At 69.7% G+C, this 16,965-nt stretch carries 16 protein-coding genes; 8 read left to right on the forward strand and 8 right to left on the reverse strand.

The window, feature by feature from the left end; genetic code table 11:
• Position 1 precedes the first annotated feature (1 nt).
• From AC07OX_RS14845 to AC07OX_RS14865, 5 genes are all read left to right on the forward strand, one after another.
• The gene (locus AC07OX_RS14845) at positions 2-790 is read left to right on the forward strand and encodes a cell division protein FtsQ/DivIB (protein ID WP_062474220.1); all 789 of its coding nucleotides are present in this window, start codon (positions 2-4) and stop codon (positions 788-790) included.
• A 20-nt stretch (positions 791-810) separates the two neighbouring features.
• Positions 811-2,040, forward strand: a complete 1,230-nt coding sequence (ftsA, locus tag AC07OX_RS14850; RefSeq protein ID WP_056575685.1) for a cell division protein FtsA — start codon at positions 811-813, stop codon at positions 2,038-2,040.
• A gap of 170 nt (positions 2,041-2,210) precedes the next feature.
• Positions 2,211-3,425, forward strand: coding sequence for a cell division protein FtsZ (ftsZ, locus tag AC07OX_RS14855; RefSeq protein WP_062474218.1), 1,215 nt, complete (start codon positions 2,211-2,213; stop codon positions 3,423-3,425).
• A 234-nt stretch (positions 3,426-3,659) separates the two neighbouring features.
• A complete protein-coding gene (lpxC, locus tag AC07OX_RS14860; RefSeq protein ID WP_495261909.1) occupies positions 3,660-4,583 on the forward strand; it encodes a UDP-3-O-acyl-N-acetylglucosamine deacetylase in 924 nt (307 codons plus the stop codon).
• 25 nt (positions 4,584-4,608) lie between these two features.
• Positions 4,609-4,785 (forward strand): hypothetical protein, encoded by a 177-nt coding sequence (locus tag AC07OX_RS14865; RefSeq protein WP_167394968.1) that lies wholly within the window; start codon positions 4,609-4,611, stop codon positions 4,783-4,785.
• Positions 4,786-4,795: 10 nt separating this feature from the next.
• Here AC07OX_RS14865 and AC07OX_RS14870 read toward each other — a convergent pair whose 3' ends face one another.
• A complete protein-coding gene (locus AC07OX_RS14870; protein WP_495261910.1) occupies positions 4,796-5,743 on the reverse strand; it encodes a LysR family transcriptional regulator in 948 nt (315 codons plus the stop codon).
• A gap of 114 nt (positions 5,744-5,857) precedes the next feature.
• Here AC07OX_RS14870 and AC07OX_RS14875 point away from each other — a divergent pair, with 114 nt between their 5' ends.
• Positions 5,858-7,180, forward strand: a complete 1,323-nt coding sequence (locus AC07OX_RS14875; RefSeq protein ID WP_495261911.1) for an alpha-methylserine aldolase — start codon at positions 5,858-5,860, stop codon at positions 7,178-7,180.
• Positions 7,181-7,184: 4 nt separating this feature from the next.
• On the opposite strand, the gene ruvC is transcribed toward AC07OX_RS14875, so the two are convergent.
• Entirely contained in the window at positions 7,185-7,733 is a 549-nt protein-coding gene (gene ruvC / locus AC07OX_RS14880; protein ID WP_062474210.1) for a crossover junction endodeoxyribonuclease RuvC, read from the reverse strand.
• Between the two features lie 148 nt (positions 7,734-7,881).
• Here ruvC and AC07OX_RS14885 point away from each other — a divergent pair, with 148 nt between their 5' ends.
• Positions 7,882-9,966: a tetratricopeptide repeat protein gene (locus tag AC07OX_RS14885; protein WP_495261912.1), complete on the forward strand. Its 2,085-nt coding sequence runs from the start codon at positions 7,882-7,884 to the stop codon at positions 9,964-9,966.
• 23 nt (positions 9,967-9,989) lie between these two features.
• On the opposite strand, the gene AC07OX_RS14890 is transcribed toward AC07OX_RS14885, so the two are convergent.
• Together AC07OX_RS14890 and AC07OX_RS14895 are read right to left on the reverse strand one after the other, a co-directional pair.
• The gene (locus AC07OX_RS14890) at positions 9,990-10,979 is read right to left on the reverse strand and encodes a phosphatidate cytidylyltransferase (RefSeq protein WP_095948182.1); all 990 of its coding nucleotides are present in this window, start codon (positions 10,977-10,979) and stop codon (positions 9,990-9,992) included.
• Between the two features lie 4 nt (positions 10,980-10,983).
• Positions 10,984-11,853 carry a lysophospholipid acyltransferase family protein gene (locus AC07OX_RS14895; RefSeq protein ID WP_495261913.1) on the reverse strand — a complete coding sequence of 290 codons (870 nt, stop codon included), beginning with the start codon at positions 11,851-11,853 and terminating at the stop codon, positions 10,984-10,986.
• A 9-nt stretch (positions 11,854-11,862) separates the two neighbouring features.
• On the opposite strand from AC07OX_RS14895, the gene AC07OX_RS14900 reads away from it, so the two are divergent.
• Entirely contained in the window at positions 11,863-12,300 is a 438-nt protein-coding gene (locus AC07OX_RS14900) for a ribosomal maturation YjgA family protein (protein WP_495261914.1), read from the forward strand.
• On the opposite strand, the gene mtgA is transcribed toward AC07OX_RS14900, so the two are convergent.
• From mtgA to AC07OX_RS14920, 4 genes are read right to left on the reverse strand one after another with little or no spacing between them, the layout of a single operon-like run.
• On the reverse strand, positions 12,245-12,988 hold the full coding sequence (gene mtgA, locus AC07OX_RS14905; RefSeq protein ID WP_062474202.1) for a monofunctional biosynthetic peptidoglycan transglycosylase: 744 nt from the start codon (positions 12,986-12,988) through the stop codon (positions 12,245-12,247). The genes AC07OX_RS14900 and mtgA overlap by 56 nt on opposite strands.
• Positions 12,985-13,842, reverse strand: coding sequence for a shikimate dehydrogenase (aroE, locus tag AC07OX_RS14910; protein ID WP_307583035.1), 858 nt, complete (start codon positions 13,840-13,842; stop codon positions 12,985-12,987). Before aroE ends, mtgA begins: the two co-directional genes overlap by 4 nt.
• A gap of 35 nt (positions 13,843-13,877) precedes the next feature.
• Entirely contained in the window at positions 13,878-14,729 is an 852-nt protein-coding gene (locus tag AC07OX_RS14915) for an energy transducer TonB (protein WP_447741130.1), read from the reverse strand.
• A 49-nt stretch (positions 14,730-14,778) separates the two neighbouring features.
• The gene (locus AC07OX_RS14920; RefSeq protein ID WP_495261915.1) at positions 14,779-16,848 is read right to left on the reverse strand and encodes a ribonuclease catalytic domain-containing protein; all 2,070 of its coding nucleotides are present in this window, start codon (positions 16,846-16,848) and stop codon (positions 14,779-14,781) included.
• Positions 16,849-16,965: the final 117 nt, after the last annotated feature.

Below are 16,965 nucleotides of genomic sequence, written 5' to 3' on the forward strand. Positions count from 1 at the left end.
CATGGCCGACAGCATCCCCGCTCCCTTCGACGTCAAGCTGATGAACATCGTCGCGAACGTTGCGTTCGTGCTGGTGGCGCTCATGCTGCTGGCGGCGAGCGCGTGGTGGGTGCTGCGCCAGCCTTTCTTCCCGATCTCGGGCATCAAGGTGGACGGCGAGGTCACGCACAACAACGCGGTCACGCTGCGCGCCAACGTGGCGCCGCAGCTCAAGGGCAACTTCTTCACCATCGACCTGGCGCGTGCGCGCACCGCCTTCGAGACGGTGCCGTGGGTGCGCAGCGCGGTGGTGCGGCGCGAGTTCCCGAACAAGCTGCGCGTGACGCTGACCGAGCAGGTGCCGGTGGCGGTGTGGGGCGACGAAGCCGGCTCCAAGCTGATCAACGGCTTCGGCGACGTGTTCGAGGCCAACGTGGCCGAGGTCGATGCCGACCTGCCGCGCCTGGACGGCCCGATCGAGCAGGCCGGGCAGGTGCTGGGCATGTACCGCGTGCTTGCGCCGATGTTCGAGCCCTACGACTTCGACATCGCCGAGCTGCGGCTGTCCAGCCGCGGCAGCTGGAAGGTGCTGCTGGACAGCGGGGCCGAGATCGAACTCGGCCGCGGCCAGAGCGACGAGGTGTCGGCGCGCCTGCAGCGGTTCCTGAAGACCGTGACGCAGGTCGCGGGCCAGTACCGCCGCACGGTAGCCGACGTCGAACGCGCCGATCTGCGCCACAACGACGCGTATGCCCTGCGGCTGCGCGGCGTCACCACGGTCTCGCCCGAGGCCCCAAGAAAAATCAAGTAGCGAATACCGAGGACATCTACATGCCCAAAGAATACAAAGATCTGGTCGTAGGCCTGGACATCGGAACCGCCAAGGTGATGGTGGTCGTGGCCGAGGTGCTGCAAGGCGGCGAGCTCAAGCTGGCCGGCCTGGGCATCGCGCCCAGCAACGGCCTCAAGCGCGGCGTCGTGGTGAACATCGACGCCACCGTGCAGAGCATCCAGCAGGCGCTGAAAGAAGCCGAGCTGATGGCCGACTGCAAGATCAGCCGCGTCTACACCGGCATCACCGGCAGCCACATCCGCGGCATCAATTCGAGCGGCATGGTGGCGGTGAAGGACAAGGAAGTCACGCCCGCCGACGTGGCCCGCGTGGTCGAGACGGCGCGCGCCATCAACATCTCGAGCGACCAGCGCCTGCTGCTGGTGGAGCCGCAGGAGTTCGTGATCGACGGCCAGGACGTGAAGGAGCCGATCGGCATGAGCGGCATGCGCCTGGAGGCCAAGGTGCACATCGTGACCGGCGCGCAGAGCGCGGCCGAGAACATCATCAAGTGCGTGCGCCGCTGCGGCCTGGAGGTCGACCAGCTGATGCTCAACCCGCTGGCTTCGAGCCAGGCGGTGCTCACCGAAGACGAGCGCGAACTGGGCGTGGTGCTGGTCGACATCGGCGCGGGCACCACCGACGTGGCGATCTTCACCAACGGCGCGATCCGCCACACGGCCGTGATCCCGATCGCGGGCGACCTCATCACGAGCGACATCGCGATGGCCCTGCGCACGCCCACCAAGGACGCGGAGGACATCAAGGTCGAGCACGGCTATGCCAAGCAGCTGCTGGCCGACCCTGAATCGCAGGTCGAAGTCCCCGGCCTTGGCGATCGCGGCCCGCGCATGTTGAGCAAGCAGGCGCTTGCCGGCGTGATCGAGCCGCGCATCGAAGAAATCTTCTCGCTGGTGCAGCAGGTGGTGCGCGAGTCGGGCTACGAGGAAGTGCTGTCGTCGGGCGTGGTGCTCACGGGCGGCAGCGCCGTCATGCCCGGCATGGTCGAGCTCGGTGAAGACATCTTCCTCAAGCCCGTGCGTCGCGGCATTCCGAAGTACTCGAGCGCGCTCTCGGACATGGTGGCGCAGCCGCGCGCGGCCACCGTGATGGGCCTGCTCGAGGAGGCACGTTTTGCACGCATGCGTGGCTTCAAGGTCGCACAGAAGAACGGGTCCGTAAAGACTGCGTTCGGACGTTTCAAGGACTTCATCGTGGGGAACTTCTGACCATGAACCACTCCCCACTCTGGCTCGCACGCGCGGGCCCTCCGCTGCATTTCAACGAGCGATGGCGACGCACCGGTCCACCATCGCGACGGCGATCCCGTTGATCACGTCACGGCAAAAGAAATATTCATAGACACATAACGGCAACTGCAATATTCAAGGAGTTAGAAATGACCATCGAAATGATCGAAGTCGAAGAATTCAACCAGGGCACGCAGATCAAGGTGATCGGTGTCGGCGGCGGCGGTGGCAATGCGGTCGCCCACATGATGGAGCGTGGTGTGCAAGGCGTGCAGTTCGTTTGCGCCAACACCGACGCGCAAGCCCTGCAACGCAGCAACGCGCACAAGAACATCCAGCTGGGCATCAGCGGCCTGGGCGCCGGCAGCAAGCCCGAGAAGGGCCGTGACGCGGCCGAAGCCGCAGTGGACGACATCCGCGCCGCCATCGACGGCGCGCACATGCTGTTCATCACGGCCGGCATGGGCGGCGGCACCGGCACCGGCGCGGCACCCGTGATCGCGCGCGTGGCCAAGGAAATGGGCATCCTGACGGTGGGCGTGGTGACCAAGCCCTTCGACTGGGAAGGCGGCCGCCGCATGACCAACGCCGACGCCGGCCTGGCCGAACTCGAAGCCAACGTCGACTCGCTGATCGTCGTGCTCAACGAGAAGCTGCTGGACGTGCTCGGTGAAGACATCACCCAGGACGAAGCCTTCGCGCACGCCAACGACGTGCTGAAGAACGCCGTGGGCGGTATCTCGGAAATCATCAACGAGTACGGCGGCGTGAACGTCGACTTCGAAGACGTGCGCACCGTGATGGGCGAGCCCGGCAAGGCCATGATGGGCACGGCTGCGGCTGCAGGCCCCGACCGCGCGCGCATCGCCGCCGAACAGGCCGTGGCCTGCCCGCTGCTCGAAGGCATCGACCTCTCGGGCGCCAAGGGCGTGCTGGTGCTGGTGACGGCATCGAAGGGTTCGCTGAAGCTGAACGAGTCGAAGCTCGCGATGAACACCATCCGCGCCTACGCCTCGCCGGACGCGCACGTGATCTACGGCGCTGCCTATGACGAAAGCCTGGGCGACCAGATGCGCGTCACGGTGGTGGCCACGGGCCTGTCGCGCGCCGACGCACGCCGCCAGGCCCCGACGCTCGAAGTGATCCGCACCGGCACCGACAACATCCCGTTCACCGTGCCGACGCTCGGCGGCGTGGGCCACGCGGGTGGTGGTTCGGGCAGCCAGCCCAACTACGACGGCATGGCCGTGCCCAGCGTGTGGCGCACCAACCGCACGATGGCCGCCGCCAAGGTCGACGCGCTGTCGTCGGGTGGCATGGACGACTTCGAGATCCCCGCATTCCTGCGCCGTCAGGCCGACTGACCGCAGGCCACCGAACGCAGAGGGCACGAGGGTTCGCAAGGGGACGGGGAAGACCTGAAAGGGACTGCCCCCCGGCTCTAGGCGCTGCGTCCACCTCGTGCCCCTTGCGTCCATCGCCGGGGGCTCCCCGGCTTTTTTGTTCTTTCTTCTTTCTTATCTGACCGGTCCATGTCTATCGCGGCCATAGCGAAGGGAATAGGGCGTCACGGTCGCCGCCCGCCTAAAATCTCGGGCGTGCTGCAACAACGAACCCTCAAGTCGATCAGCCGCGCCGTGGGCGTGGGGCTTCACAGCGGCCAACGCGTGGAGCTGACCCTGCGACCGGCCCCGGCCGACACGGGCATCGTGTTCCGCCGCGTCGACCTGCCCGAGCCGGTCGAGATCCGCATGACCGCCGAATCGGTCACCGACACGCGCCTGGCGTCCACCGTCTCCACGGGCGGCGCCAAGGTGCAGACCGTCGAGCACATCATGTCCGCCTGCGCGGGCCTGGGCATCGACAACCTCTACATCGACATCACGGCCGACGAAGTGCCGATCCTCGACGGGTCGGCCTCGTCCTTCGTGTTCCTGCTGCAAAGCGCGGGCATCGAGCTGCAGAAGGCGCCGCGCCGCTTCATCCGCGTGCTGCGCAAGGTCGAGGTGCGCGAAGGCGAGGGCGCCAACGAGAAGTGGGCAAGCCTGGAGCCGTACCACGGCTTCAAGCTGAGCTTCGAGATCGACTTCGACCACCGCGTCGTCAACTCCACCGGCCAGCGCGTGGAGTTCGACCTGGGCACCGACTCGTACAGCCGCGACATCGCACGTGCACGCACCTTCGGCTTCACCAAGGAAGTCGAGTACATGCGCAGCAAGGGCCTGGCGCTCGGCGGTGGCCTGGACAACGCCATCGTCATGGACGACACCAAGGTGCTCAATGCCGGCGGCCTGCGCTACGACGACGAGTTCGTGAAGCACAAGATCCTCGACGCGATGGGCGACCTGTACATCATCGGCAAGCCGCTGCTGGCCGCGTACACCGCGTTCCGCTCGGGCCATGCGCTCAACAACAAGCTGCTGCGCGAGCTGCTTTCGCACAGCGACGCCTACGAGGTCGTGACCTTCGGGGATGAGAAGCGCGCACCGCGCGGCTTTGGCGAAGTGGCGCGAGCCTGGTAAACCCGGCGCACGCCTTTTCTTTCCGATGCTTCTCTTTCGCTGGGCCATCCTGCTGCTTCTGCTGGTGGCGGGCGTGTCCTTCGCGTTCTACGCGGGCACAGGGCAGGTCAAGTACCGCCGCTTCGGCTGGATCGTGTTCAAGTGGACGGTGCTGGCGGCGCTGGGCTTCTTCGCCGTGCTCATCGCTGAACGCGTCGCGTAGCGCGAGCCGTTCAATCGACCAGGGCCTGCAGCGCCTGCACCTGCTGCGCAAGCAGCGGCCCCTTGCGGTGCGCGGGCACCAGCAGCATCAACGTGTCTCCCAGCGCCTTCGGCCGCCCCCAGGGCGCGTGCAGCCGGCCTTTCTCGAGCAGCGGCGCCACCAGCCGCTCGCGACCCATCAGCACCCCTTCGCCATCGAGCGCGGCCTGCAGCGCGAGGCTGTAGAGCGAGAAATCGGGGCCGGCGGCCAGCGCATCGGCCTCGGCTGGCGTGGTGCCGGGGCGCACGGCTTGCAGCCAGCGCGACCAGTCGTCGCGCCACACCGTGTCGTGCAGGCCGCCGCAGCGCGCGAGCACATCGAGGAGGTCGTCGAGCGGGCGCGGGCGTGCGCTCTCCAGTGATGCGCGCACGCGCGGGCTGCACACGGGCACGAGGCGGTCGCGCGCGAGCGGGATGCCCGTCGCGCCGACGGCGGCTTCGGCACCGCGTGCGTAGAACAGTCCGAGATCGAAGGGCTCGCGCCGGAAGTTCGGCGGCTGCTCCAGCGCCGTCACCGACACCTGCACGCCGGGCAGCGCGGCCTTCAGCCGCGAGAGCCGCGGCGACAGCCACAGCTGCGCCATCGCCGGCAGGGCCGCCACCTGCAGCGTGCTGCGGCGCGCGGCGGTCTGGGTTTCCTGGCGCAGCGCCTGCACCGCGAGGCCGAGCTGGTCGACCGCCGCACTGAGCGCGGGCAGTGCGCGCCGGCCGTGCGCGCTGAGCCGGATGCCCTGGCTGTGCCGCTCGAACAGCGCACCACCGGCCCAGGTCTCGAGCGCCTTGATCTGCTGCGCGACGGCGGCGGGCGTCACGAACAGCTCCTCGGCCGCCCGCGCGAAGCTGCCGTGGCGCGCCGCAGCCTCGAAGGCGCGCACGGCCGTGTGCGGCGGCAGGCGAGGGTGGGGTGGAGCAAGGGACATGCGCTGGAGGCCAAGTTTTTCTAGGGCTCAGACCCAGTTTATCCGTGTTGCCGGCGCAGGCGCAGGGCGCGACCATGCGGTCATTCCCTTCCACCACTCCCAGCGAGACACCGCATGCCCGCAGCCCTTCACCGCCGTTCCTGGGTTCCCGCCGCCAGCGAGGACCACGTGCTCGCCATTGCCGCCGACGCCGCCGCGCGCGACGCGTCGGGCGTGGCCGCCGAGATCGAACGCCTCGTGGCCGACAGCCACCGCATCCACGACATCGACGGGCTGAACCTCAACCCGGCCACCAACGTGATGAACCCCGCCGCCGAGGCGCTGCTGTCGCGCGGGCTGGGTTCGCGCCCGTCGCTGGGCTACCCGGGCGACAAGTACGAGATGGGCCTGGAAGCCATCGAGCGCATCGAGGTCGTCGCCGCCGAGCTGGCGGCCGAGGTGTTCGGTGCGCGCTTCGCCGAGGTGCGCGTGAGCTCGGGCGCGCTGTCGAACCTCTACGTGTTCATGGCGACCTGCCAGCCCGGCGACACGATCATCGCGCCGCCGCCCGCCATCGGCGGCCATGTGACGCACCACGCGGCCGGCGCGGCCGGGCTCTACGGCCTGAAGACCGTGCCGGCGCCGGTCGATGCCGACGGCTACTCGGTCGACGTCGTGGCGCTGGCCAAGCTCGCGCGCGAGGTGAAGCCCAAGCTCATCACCATCGGCGGCAGCCTGAACCTGTTCCCGCACCCGGTGCCCGCGATCCGCGAGGTGGCCGACAGCGTGGGCGCCAAGGTGCTCTTCGATGCCGCGCACCTCTCGGGCATGGTGGCCGGCAAGGCCTGGCCGCAGCCGCTCGAAGACGGCGCGCACGCGATCACCATGAGCACCTACAAGAGCCTGGGCGGCCCGGCCGGCGGTCTGATCGTGTCGAACGACGCGGCGCTGATGGAGCGCATCGATGCCATCGCCTACCCCGGCCTCACGGCCAACTCGGACGCGGGCCGCACCGCGGCGCTGGCGCGCGGCCTGCTCGACTGGAAGGTGCACGGCACGGCCTATGCGGCGGCGATGCGCGACACCGCGCAGGCGCTGGCGCGCGCGCTCGATGCGCAAGGCCTGCCGGTGTTCGCCAAGGCACGCGGCTTCACGCAGTCGCACCAGTTCGCGCTCGAGGCCGCGCGCTGGGGCGGCGGGCAGCGTGCGGCGAAGCAGCTGGCTCAGGGCGGGCTGCTGGCCTGCGGCATCGGCCTGCCGATCGCGCCGGTCGATGGCGACATCAACGGCCTGCGCCTGGGCGTGCCCGAGATCGTGCGGCTGGGCTTCACGCCCGAGGACATGCCGCAGCTGGCCGGCTGGATCGCGCGGGCGCTGGCTGGCGACGCGGTGTCGGTGGCCGCCGAGGTGCGCGAGCGCCGCCGGCGCCTGGGCGACCTGCGCTACATCGTGCGCTGAAGCCTCAGCGCGAACGCCCTTGCCGGTAGGTGCCGGCGTGGGTCTTCGACAGCTCGGCCGCCTCCGCGAGCCGCGCCATCGAACGGCCGACCTGCGCGTGCGTGATGGCGATGCCCAGCGCATCCGCCGCGTCGGCGCCCGGCAGGCCGGGCAGGTCGAGCAGGCGCTTCACCATCTCCTGCACCTGCGCCTTCGCGGCCTGGCCGTGGCCGGCCACGGCCTTCTTCATCTGCAGCGCCGTGTACTCGGCCACCGAGAGGTTGTGGCTCACCAGCGCCGTCACGCAGGCGCCGCGCGCCTGGCCCAGCAGCAGCGTCGACTGCGGGTTGACGTTGACGAAGATGATTTCGACCGCCGACGCCTCGGGCTGGTAGCGCGCCGTGATCTCGCCGATGCCGTCGAACAGCACCTTCAGGCGCGCCGGCAGGTTGCCGCTGCCCAGGTGTCGGGTGCTGATGGTGCCGCTGGCCACGTAGCGCAGCGCATGGCCGTCCGCATCGACCACGCCGAAGCCGGTGGTCTGCAAACCGGGGTCGATGCCGAGGATCCGCATGAAAAGGAAGCGTAAAGGCCTAAGCCTGGGTGAGGAAGGTTGAAGAAGGTGCGAATTCGCGCGCGATGCGTGGGGGATCGCGGGCAGAATCCGCCGTTCTTGCATTCCGCCCCGCTCCGCGCGGGGCGCGCCACACAAGGAAGCGAAGGTGAATGTAGTCGAGTCCTCCGCGCAGCAGCAACCGAAGCCATTGAACGACGCCCCGGCCCTGCCCGCGCACTTGCAGCAATCTCCCGCCGAACGCGCCGCCGCGAGCTTCCGCCAGGCGGAGCTGTTGAGCGACCTCGGCCGCCGCCGCGAGGCGATCGCCGCCTGCAGCCGGCTGATCGCCGAGTTCGGCGCGCTGCCCGACGCCGCCGTGGTCGTGCCCTGTTGCCAGGCGCTGCGGCTGCTCGCGCACGTGCTGCGCCAGCTGCACCGCCCGGCCGACGCGCTGGCCACGCTCGACCGCCTGGTGGCCGCGCACGGCGGGCGCAGCGAGCCCGAGATCCGCGCGCACATCGCCCACGTGCTGTACCAGCGCACCTGGCTCATCGACGATGCGGCGGCGCGCTGCGAGGCCTGCGATTTCATGAGCGAACAGCTCGATGCGCAGGCCGATGCCGCGCTCGATGCGTGGCGGCTCGACGCGCGCCTGCTGAAGGCCGAGATCGAACACCACCGCGGCCTGCCGCAGGACGCATTGGCCACGCTCGAAGCGGCCATCGAGCGCTTCGAGGACGTCGCCGACGCCGGTGTGGTTCTGCGCGTGGCGCGGGCGCGGCTGGCCGCGGTGCTCAACCTGCGCGAGCTGGCGCAGCACACGCAGGCGCAGGTGCTGTGCCTGCAGGTGGCCGACCAGATCGAGGCCGGCCTGGCCGATGCCGCGCCCGAGCTGCGGCTGGAAGGCGTGCGTGCGCTGGCCCTGTTCTTCGACGGCCTCGGGCTCGACGAGGTCGCGCGCCGCGCCGAACTGGTCGGCTGGCTGCTCGACCGCTACGGCCACGACGCCTCCGCGCAGGTGCGCCGCCTCGCGGCCGTGCGCGCCCACGAATGGGCCGTGGGGCTGCGCGACCAGGGCGACGGCGAGGCCGCGCTGGCCGCCTGCGAGCGTCTGCTCGGTGCTTTCGCGCACGACGCTGACGCCGTCGTGCAGCGCACCGTGGCCACCACCTTGCTGCACAAGGGCTTCGTGCTGCTCGACCTGCTGGGCCGGCCCGAGGCGGCGCTCGCGGTGTACGAGCCGCTCGTGGCGGCGTCGCGCGACGGCACCACGTCTGAACTGCGCGAGCTGCGCGTGAAGGCGACGGCCGGGCGCGAGGCCTGCCTGAAGCGGCTGCGCAAGACCGGTGGCCTCGACGCCGGCGAGCTGCCGGCCGAGCTCTTCGATGCGGCGTGCGACACCGTCCGCGAAGGCCGCAAGCTCGGTGACGCGGGCGCATCGCGCGAGGCCATCGCGCTGTTCGACGAGGTGCTCGCGGCGCATGCCGCCTCGCCGCACCCGCTGATGCGCCGCCAGTGCGCCCGCGCCCTGTCGCACAAGACCTTCTGCCTGCTGGCGCTCGAACACTTCGCCGAGGTCGTCGAGGCCGCCGACGCGATGGACGCGCGCTACGGCGCCGATGCCTCCACCGAAATGCAGTCGCAGGTGGCGCTGTGCCTGCAATACAAGAGCACCGCGCTCGACCGCCTCGCGCGGCCCGCGGACGAGATGCGCGTGCACGACGAGATCGTCGCGCGCTGGGGCAATTCCGAGCTGCCCGACCTGCGTGCGCGCGTGGCCGGCGCGCTGTTCCGCAAGGGCGCCGTGCTGCGCCGCGCGGGCCGCTTCGCCGAGGCCGTGGCCAGCTACGACGAGGTGATTGCGCGCACGGCGATGGCGCGGGACAGCGCCCTGCAGCTGTGGGCCGCCAAGTCGATGATCAACAAGGCCAAGGCCTTCGACAAGATGGACGACCTGCCGGGCCAGGCCAAGGCCTACCGCGTGCTCATCGCGCGCTTCGGCGAGTCGGGCGACACGGCCTTGCGCGAGCGCGTCGCCAATGCGTGCGAATGGCTGGCCGAGGCCGAAGGGCGGCAGGGGCGGGTGGCGGCGCAGCGCGAGGCGCTGGAGCTGGCACTCGGGCGTTTCGGCACCGCGCTGTCGGCCGAGCAGCGCACGCGGCTCAAGCGCGAGCTTCAGGCGCTGAAGACGAGGGCTCTAGGGCGGCGTGCGAAGCAGGCCTTCGACCGGGTGGTGCGGCGCAAGGTCTGATCGCCCACCGCCCGCCCGGTGCTTCAGACGTTGAAGTACCAGCGGATCGAATGGAAGAAGATCGGCGCCGCGAAGCACAGCGCATCGACGCGGTCGAGCAGGCCGTTGGCGCCGGTCACGCCCACGCCCTTCTGGCCCCAGTTCGGAATGCCGCGGTCGCGCTTGAGTGCCTTCATCACGAGGTGGCCCATCGAGCCCGCGACGCAGGCAATGATCGACACCGCGAGCGCCTGCCCGAACTTGAACGGCGTGATGAACGAGAACAGCGCGCCCACCAGGCTGGCCACGACGATGCCGACGCCCCAGCTGGTCCAGTTGAAGCTGCGGCTCACGTTCGGCGCGAACGGCGTGCGCTGCATGCGCCGCGAGATCAGGTGCTGCACCAGCACCGAGGTCTGCACCACGAACACCAGGAAGAACACGAGGAAGGCGCTCTTGCCTTCGTAGCCGGGGAAGGTCAGCAGCAGCAGCGCGGGCACGTGGCTCATGCCGTAGACGCAGACCATGATGCCCCACTGCAGCTTGGCGTTGCGCTCGAGGAAGTGGCTGGGGTCGTTGGCCAGCGCGCTCGCCACCGGAATGGCGAGGAACACGTAGACCGGGATGAACACCGTGAACAGGTCGAAGCGCGCCGTGGCCACCAGCCAGAACTGGATCGGCAGCACCACGAAGAACGCGAGGATCAGGCTGCGGTGGTCGCCGCGCCGCGTCGGCGAGAGCGTGATGAACTCGCGCAGCGCAAAGAACGCGATCAGCGCGAACAGCACGGTGGCCACCGTTTCGCCCAGCGCCCAGCCGATCCAGAACACGATCACCATGAACCAGGTGGTGCCCAGCAGCGCGCGGAAATGCGCCAGCTCGGCCTGCCACGACTCGTCGTGCACCGGGTTGCGCCGCTCCTTGAAGCTCAGGAAGAAGACGGCGGTGCTCACGATGAAGAGCAGGCCGAAGACGATCAGGAAAAGGGCCGCGACCTGCTGGGTCGGGCTGAGGCTGCGCAGGAACTGGTTCATACCTTCAGACGTCGCGCAATGCGATCACGGCGGCACGCGCACGGTCGAGGAAAGGCCGGCGCTCTTCGCCTGCTTCGACGCGGATCGGCGCGCCGAAGGTGACGGAGCACAGGATGGGCACGGGCACGATCTCGCCCTTGGGCATGACGCGCTGCACGTTGTCGATCCAGGCCGGCACGAGCACCACGTCGGGGAACATCGTCGCCAGCGCGTACAGGCCCGACTTGAATTTCTGCGGCTCGCCGGTGTGGCCGCGCGTGCCCTCGGGGAAGATGATGATCGAGTCGCCGCTGCGCAGGGCGTCGATGAGCGGCGCGAGTGGATCGGCGGCGGGCGGCTCGGGCGCGACGGCTGGCGCTTCGGGTTCGATGACCGGCGGCGGTGCGACCGGTGGTGGGGGCGGAGGGGGAGCGGGAAGGTCGAGCTGTCCCTGAATCTCCTGCGGACCTTCGGCAGCCGATGCGTGAGACACCGTTTCGATCGGCAGCAGCGGCTCCATCGACGGCTCGATGCGCTCGGCCGGGGCGATGGGCGCCGCGGGCGGCGGTGCCTGAGGCGGTGTTTCCGGCGGCGGCGCAACCGGTGCAGCTCCCGTGGCCGCCCGCTCCACATACACCGCGTTGAACACCTCCGTCGTGATCCAGCGCTTGACCGGCGTGTTGGCCCAGTAGTCGCGCGCCGCAATGGGCCGCGTGATGCTGCGCAGCTCTTCGGGCAGCGCGGCCCAGATCATCACGAGGTCCGCGTGGCTCTGGTGATTCGCGAAGTAGATGCGCTGCTCGGCTTTCGGTGGACAGCCGTACCAGCGCGCCTGCGCGCCGGTGAGCAATCGGACGATTCCCAGCAGCAACCAACCTGTGAGCTTTGCCAGCATATGGAGGCGATGATACGGGCCATGCGATGGCGATTCGATCTTCTTTCCCTGGCGTGGGCGGTGGCCCTCTTCGTGTTGCTCGTGCTGCTGGCCACCGTCGGCGCGCGCTGGGGCTGGGTGCGAAGCTTCTTCGGCGACGTGCTGGCCGTGGCATGGGTGTACGTGGTGTTCAAGACCTTCGTTGCCGCGCGCGTGCTGCCGCTCGCGCTGGCGGCCTTCGGCGTGGGGCTATTGGTGGAGCTGGGGCAGTTCCTTGCGGCGACCTGGCACCTGCACATTCCGAACCGCGCGCTGCGCATCGTGCTCGGCGCCACCGCCGACTGGTGGGACGTGCTGGCCTACGCGATCGGCTTCGTCGCCGTGCTGGCGGTGGAAGGCGCGGTGCGCAAGTTCAGGGCAGGTCGACCGCCGGCATCCGCGCCACGATCGTCGATGCCCGTCCGTTGATGTACGAGGAGTTGGGCCGCCGCTCGAAGAACTTCGGGCTCGGCAGCATCACGGCCAGGCGCGCTGCTTCGTAAGAGCTGAGGCGCGCGGCCGGCTTCCTGAAGTAGTACTGCGCCGCGGCCTCGGCGCCGAACACGCCTTCGCCCCATTCGACGTTGTTCAGGTAGATCTCGAGGATGCGCCGCTTGTCGAGCAGCACCTCGAGCAGCGTGGCAAGCACCAGCTCCTGGCCCTTGCGCAGCATGGTGCGCTCGCCCGACAGCAGCAGGTTCTTCGCGAGTTGCTGCGTGATGGTGGAGCCGCCGCGCAGCGGGGCCGGCTGCACCGGCTTGCCGCGCGCCGCCGCGCGCGCCATGCGCTTGGCGGCCAGCTGCTCGGCGCGGGCGTTGCGCTGGCGCGCACGCTCGATGGCTTCCCACTCCACGCCGTTGTGGTCGACGAAGCCGGCGTCTTCACTCGCGATCACGGCGCGCTTGAGGGTGTCGTTGATCTGCGTGTAGGGCACCCAGTCCTGGCGCCATCCGCCGTCGCGGCCCTGCGAGAGGGCGACACGCCAGGCTTCGGAGCGCTGGAAGGCCGTGCTCTGCGGATCGATCACCGCCATGGCCGCGATGCGCACCACGAAGAACAGCTCGAGGGCCAGGCCCGCCACCACGAGGCAGGCGATCAGGCGCAGCAGGCCCTTCATGCGCCGGCGGCGAGCGAGGCGCGCAGCTCGGCCAGCACCTGCGCCGACGGCGGGCGCACGCCGCGCCAGAATTCGAAGGCTTCGGCGGCCTGTTCCACCAGCATGCCGAGGCCGTCGCGCGCGACCGCGCCGTGCGCCTCGGCCCATGCCATGAAGCCTGCGGCGGCAGGGCCGTACATCATGTCGACGGCCAGCGCGCCAGGACGCAGCACCTGCGCGCGCACGGGCACCGCGTCGCCCGCGAGGCTGGAGGCCGTGGCGTTGACCACCACGTCGAAGTCGCCCGGCACCTCGTCGAGCGCCCAGGCCTCGAGCGTGGCGCCGTGGCGCAGCGCGAGCGCGGCGTGGCGCTGCACCAGCGCGATGGCCTTGTCGAGCGTGCGGTTGGCCACCACGACGTGCGCGGCGCCCGCGTCGAGCAGCGGCCCGAGCACGCCCGCCGCGGCGCCGCCGGCACCGATCAGCAGCAGCGACCGGCCCGCCAGCGGCACGCCGGCGTTGCGCACGATGTCGTTGACCAGGCCGATGCCGTCGGTGTTGTCGGCGTGGATGCTGCCGTCGGCCTCGAAGCGCAGCGTGTTCACCGCCTGCGCCAGCGTGGCGCGCTCGCTGGTGTGCTGCGCAAGCGCAGCGGCGTCGAACTTGAAGGGCACGGTGACGTTGCAGCCGCGTGCGGTGTCGCCCTGCGCGGCAGCCTCGCTGCGGAAGGCGGCGATGCCTTCGGCGAAGGCGCCGATCGGCACCAGCCGCCGGCCGTAGGCCATCGGTTGGCCGCAGAGTTCGGCAAAGCGCGCGTGGATGCGGGGCGAGCGGCTGTGCTCGACGGGGTTGCCCATGACGCAGTACTGATCCATGGCCGATGCTCCGTGTTCTGCTGGGGGTGCTGTTGCTATTGGGACGACAGCTCGATGGTCTCGTCGCGCGTGAACTTGAAGCGCGACTGCAGCACGATCTGGTCGGTCTGCTTGCGCATGGCGTCGGTGAACTTGCCGAAGTTGCCGACGCTGCGCACGATGGCCTGGGCACGGCGGTCGAGCGTGGTGTTGCCCGAGCTCTCGTCGACCACGGCGTCGAGCACGCGCCCGTCGTGGTTGATGGTGACCGTCATCTTGAGTTCGCCGTAGAGCTTCTTGCCGGCTGCGGTCGGGAAGTTCTCGGTGCCCTTGACCTCGATGCGCCGGCGCAGCGTGTCGACGTACAGCGCGTAGGCCGCCTCGCGCGTGGCCGGGCTCAGGTAGCGTTTCTTGGGGCGCGCGTTTTCCTCGTTCACGCGGCGTTCGATCTCGGCGAGCAGCGCGACCATCTGACGGCGCTTTTCCTCGCGCGCGGCGGCCTCGGTCGGGTCGCCGGCCTGGCGCGGATCGGGCACGGGCATGGCGGCCAGTTCGCGCTTGAGCTGCGCCAGCATCTGCATCTGCTGGGCCTGCATGGCCTCGACCTGGCGGCGCGATTCCTCGAACGAGTCGCCCATGGTGGTGAAGCTCGACGGTGGCAGCGGGCTGGTGGCGCGGCCCTTGTCGAGGTCGCCGCCGCCCGCGAGCGTGGTCTGCGCCATCACGCGGGCCGCGGGGTCGGGCTTGTCGTTGGTCTTGCTGTTGACCAGGATCACCTCGAGCGGGGTTTCGCTGAAGACCCGGTTGAACGATTCGGGATCGACGAAGCGCACCGCGAGCAACGCGGCATGCGCGATGACCGACACGCCCAGAGCGATCTGCAGCGTGCTGAGGTCCTTGAGATTCATTCTCGAAACTCCTCCAGGGGTCGCGTGTCTCCGGTCGTTCGACCGGGGGTCATGCAGGCGTGGTCGTCGCCGGGTCGGGTGCGGCCTCGGTGTCGCTCAGGTCGACCGCGATGGCGATCGGGCCGGCGACTTCTTCCTCGTCGTCCTCGCCGCCGTCAGCGGTTGCGGCATCGGCCTGCGGCACGTCGAAGCGTTCGAGCACGGTGCCGCTCACGTCGAGCGCGATCTCGTCGATCTCGCCGAGCTTCACGCGCACGCGCGCGCCGCGCTCCTGCTGGCCGGCCACCGGGAACACCAGCGGCAGCGTGTCGGCGCGCACCAGCGCGCCGTTGGGAATGTCCTTGATGACCGTGGCCTCGAGCTCGGTGATGCCCTGCTGCTGCAGGTACTTCAGCGTCCAGAAGCGCTCCATGCCGCCCTGGTAGGCGTTGTACGTGGCGTAGGCCGCGTCGAAGCCCGACAGGATGGAGAACAGGTCGGCGTCCTTCGGCTTGAAGGGTGCGGCCAGCGCGGCGGTCTTGCCGTGGCGCGCGGCCGCGATGATCTGCCACTGGTTCACGAGGTCGGTGTAGCGGCGCAGCGGCGAGGTGCTCCAGGCGTAGCTCTTCACGCCCAGGCCCGCGTGCGGCAGCGCGCGCGTGCCCATGCGCACCTTGATGCCGGGCGCCAGGCTGGCCTGGCTGCGATACAGGCCCGGCACGCCGAGCTCGCCGAGCCAACCGCCCCAGCTGCTGTTGGCCAGGATCATGGCCTCGGACACGATCAGGTCGAGCGGTGCGCCGCGCTGGCGCGTGCTGATCTGCACCTGCTCGTTGCCGGTAGGCTCCGCGCCGTCGTTGCCGACGAGGCGGAAGTTGTAGTCGGGCCGGCTGAAGTTCTCGGGCTTGCCGCGCACCACTTCGCGCTGCGCCTTCAGGTGCTTGGCCAGGCGGAACAGGAAGCTCAGCGGCGCGCGCAGCTTCGCGGCGGCGTCGGGGGTGTTGTCGGAGTTGAAGGTGGCGTCTTCGAGCCAGGGCTGCGTGACGACGGCGTCGAGCTGGTCGTGGCGCAGGTTGGCGACGATCGGCACGCGTTCGAGCTTGGTCTCGGTGCCCTGCAGCTCCAGCGTGGCTTCGTCGAAGCGCGCATAGAGCGACACGGCCGGGCGGTCGCCGCCTTCGAGCAGCGTGTAGGTGTCGACCACCTCGTCGGGCAGCATGGTGATCTTGTAGCCCGGCATGTACACGGTGGACATGCGCGCACGCGCCACGGCGTCGATGGCGCTGCCCGGCGTCAGCGCCAGGCCCGGCGCCGCGATGTGGATGCCGACCGTGATGGTGCCGCTGCCCATGCCCTGCACGGACAGCGCGTCGTCGATTTCGGTGGTCTGCGAGTCGTCGATCGAGAAGGCCCGCACGCCGTCGGCCAGCGGCAGGTCGTCGGCGACGGCCGGCGCCGCGAGCGCGGGGAAGCCGGTGCCCTTGGGGAAGTTCTCGAACAGGAAGCGCCGCCAGTGGAACTGGTAGGGCGAATCGATGGCGCCGGCGCGCTCCAGCAGATCGAGCGGCGGGCGCTGCGTGGCGCGCGCGGCGTCGACCACGGCCTTGTACTCGGGCGCGTTCTTGTCGGGCTTGAACAGGATCTTGTAGAGCTGCTCGCGGATCGCCGGCGGGCACACGCCCTCGGCCAGCTGGCCCGCCCATTCGACGATCTGCGCCTGGATGGCCTTCTTCTTCTCGATGGCGGCCAGCGCCTGCTGCACGATCTCGGCCGGCGCCTTCTTGAAGCGCCCCTTGCCCGCGCGGCGGAAGTAGTGCGGCGCCTCGAACAGCGCGAACAGCGCGGCGGCCTGCTGCCCGAGCGTGGGCTTCTCGCTGAAATAGTCGGCCGCCAGGTCGGCAAAGCCGAACTCGCCTTCGGCTGCGAATTCCCAGGCGAGGTCGAGGTCCATGGCGGCGGCGAGCGTGCGCGCCTCGGCCATCAGCTCGGCCGGGGACGGTTTCTCGAAACGCAGAACGATGTTGGCGCCCTTGACCTTGACGCGCTTGCCGGTCTCGAGCTCGACCTGTGCCGAGGCTTCGGCTTCCGACAGGATGCGGCCGCCGAGGTATTTGCCGGCTTCTTCAAACAATACAAACATCCGGCGATTCTCCCACGCTGGATCAGGAGCTCCCTTGCCGGGGATGCCGCGGAACCGGCTTTGCCGGGCCGCAGGCATCGCCCCCGGAAGGGGGTTGGCGAAGCGACACGCAGTGCG

The sequence above is a fragment of the Variovorax sp. GW821-FHT09D07 genome (assembly GCF_059416345.1).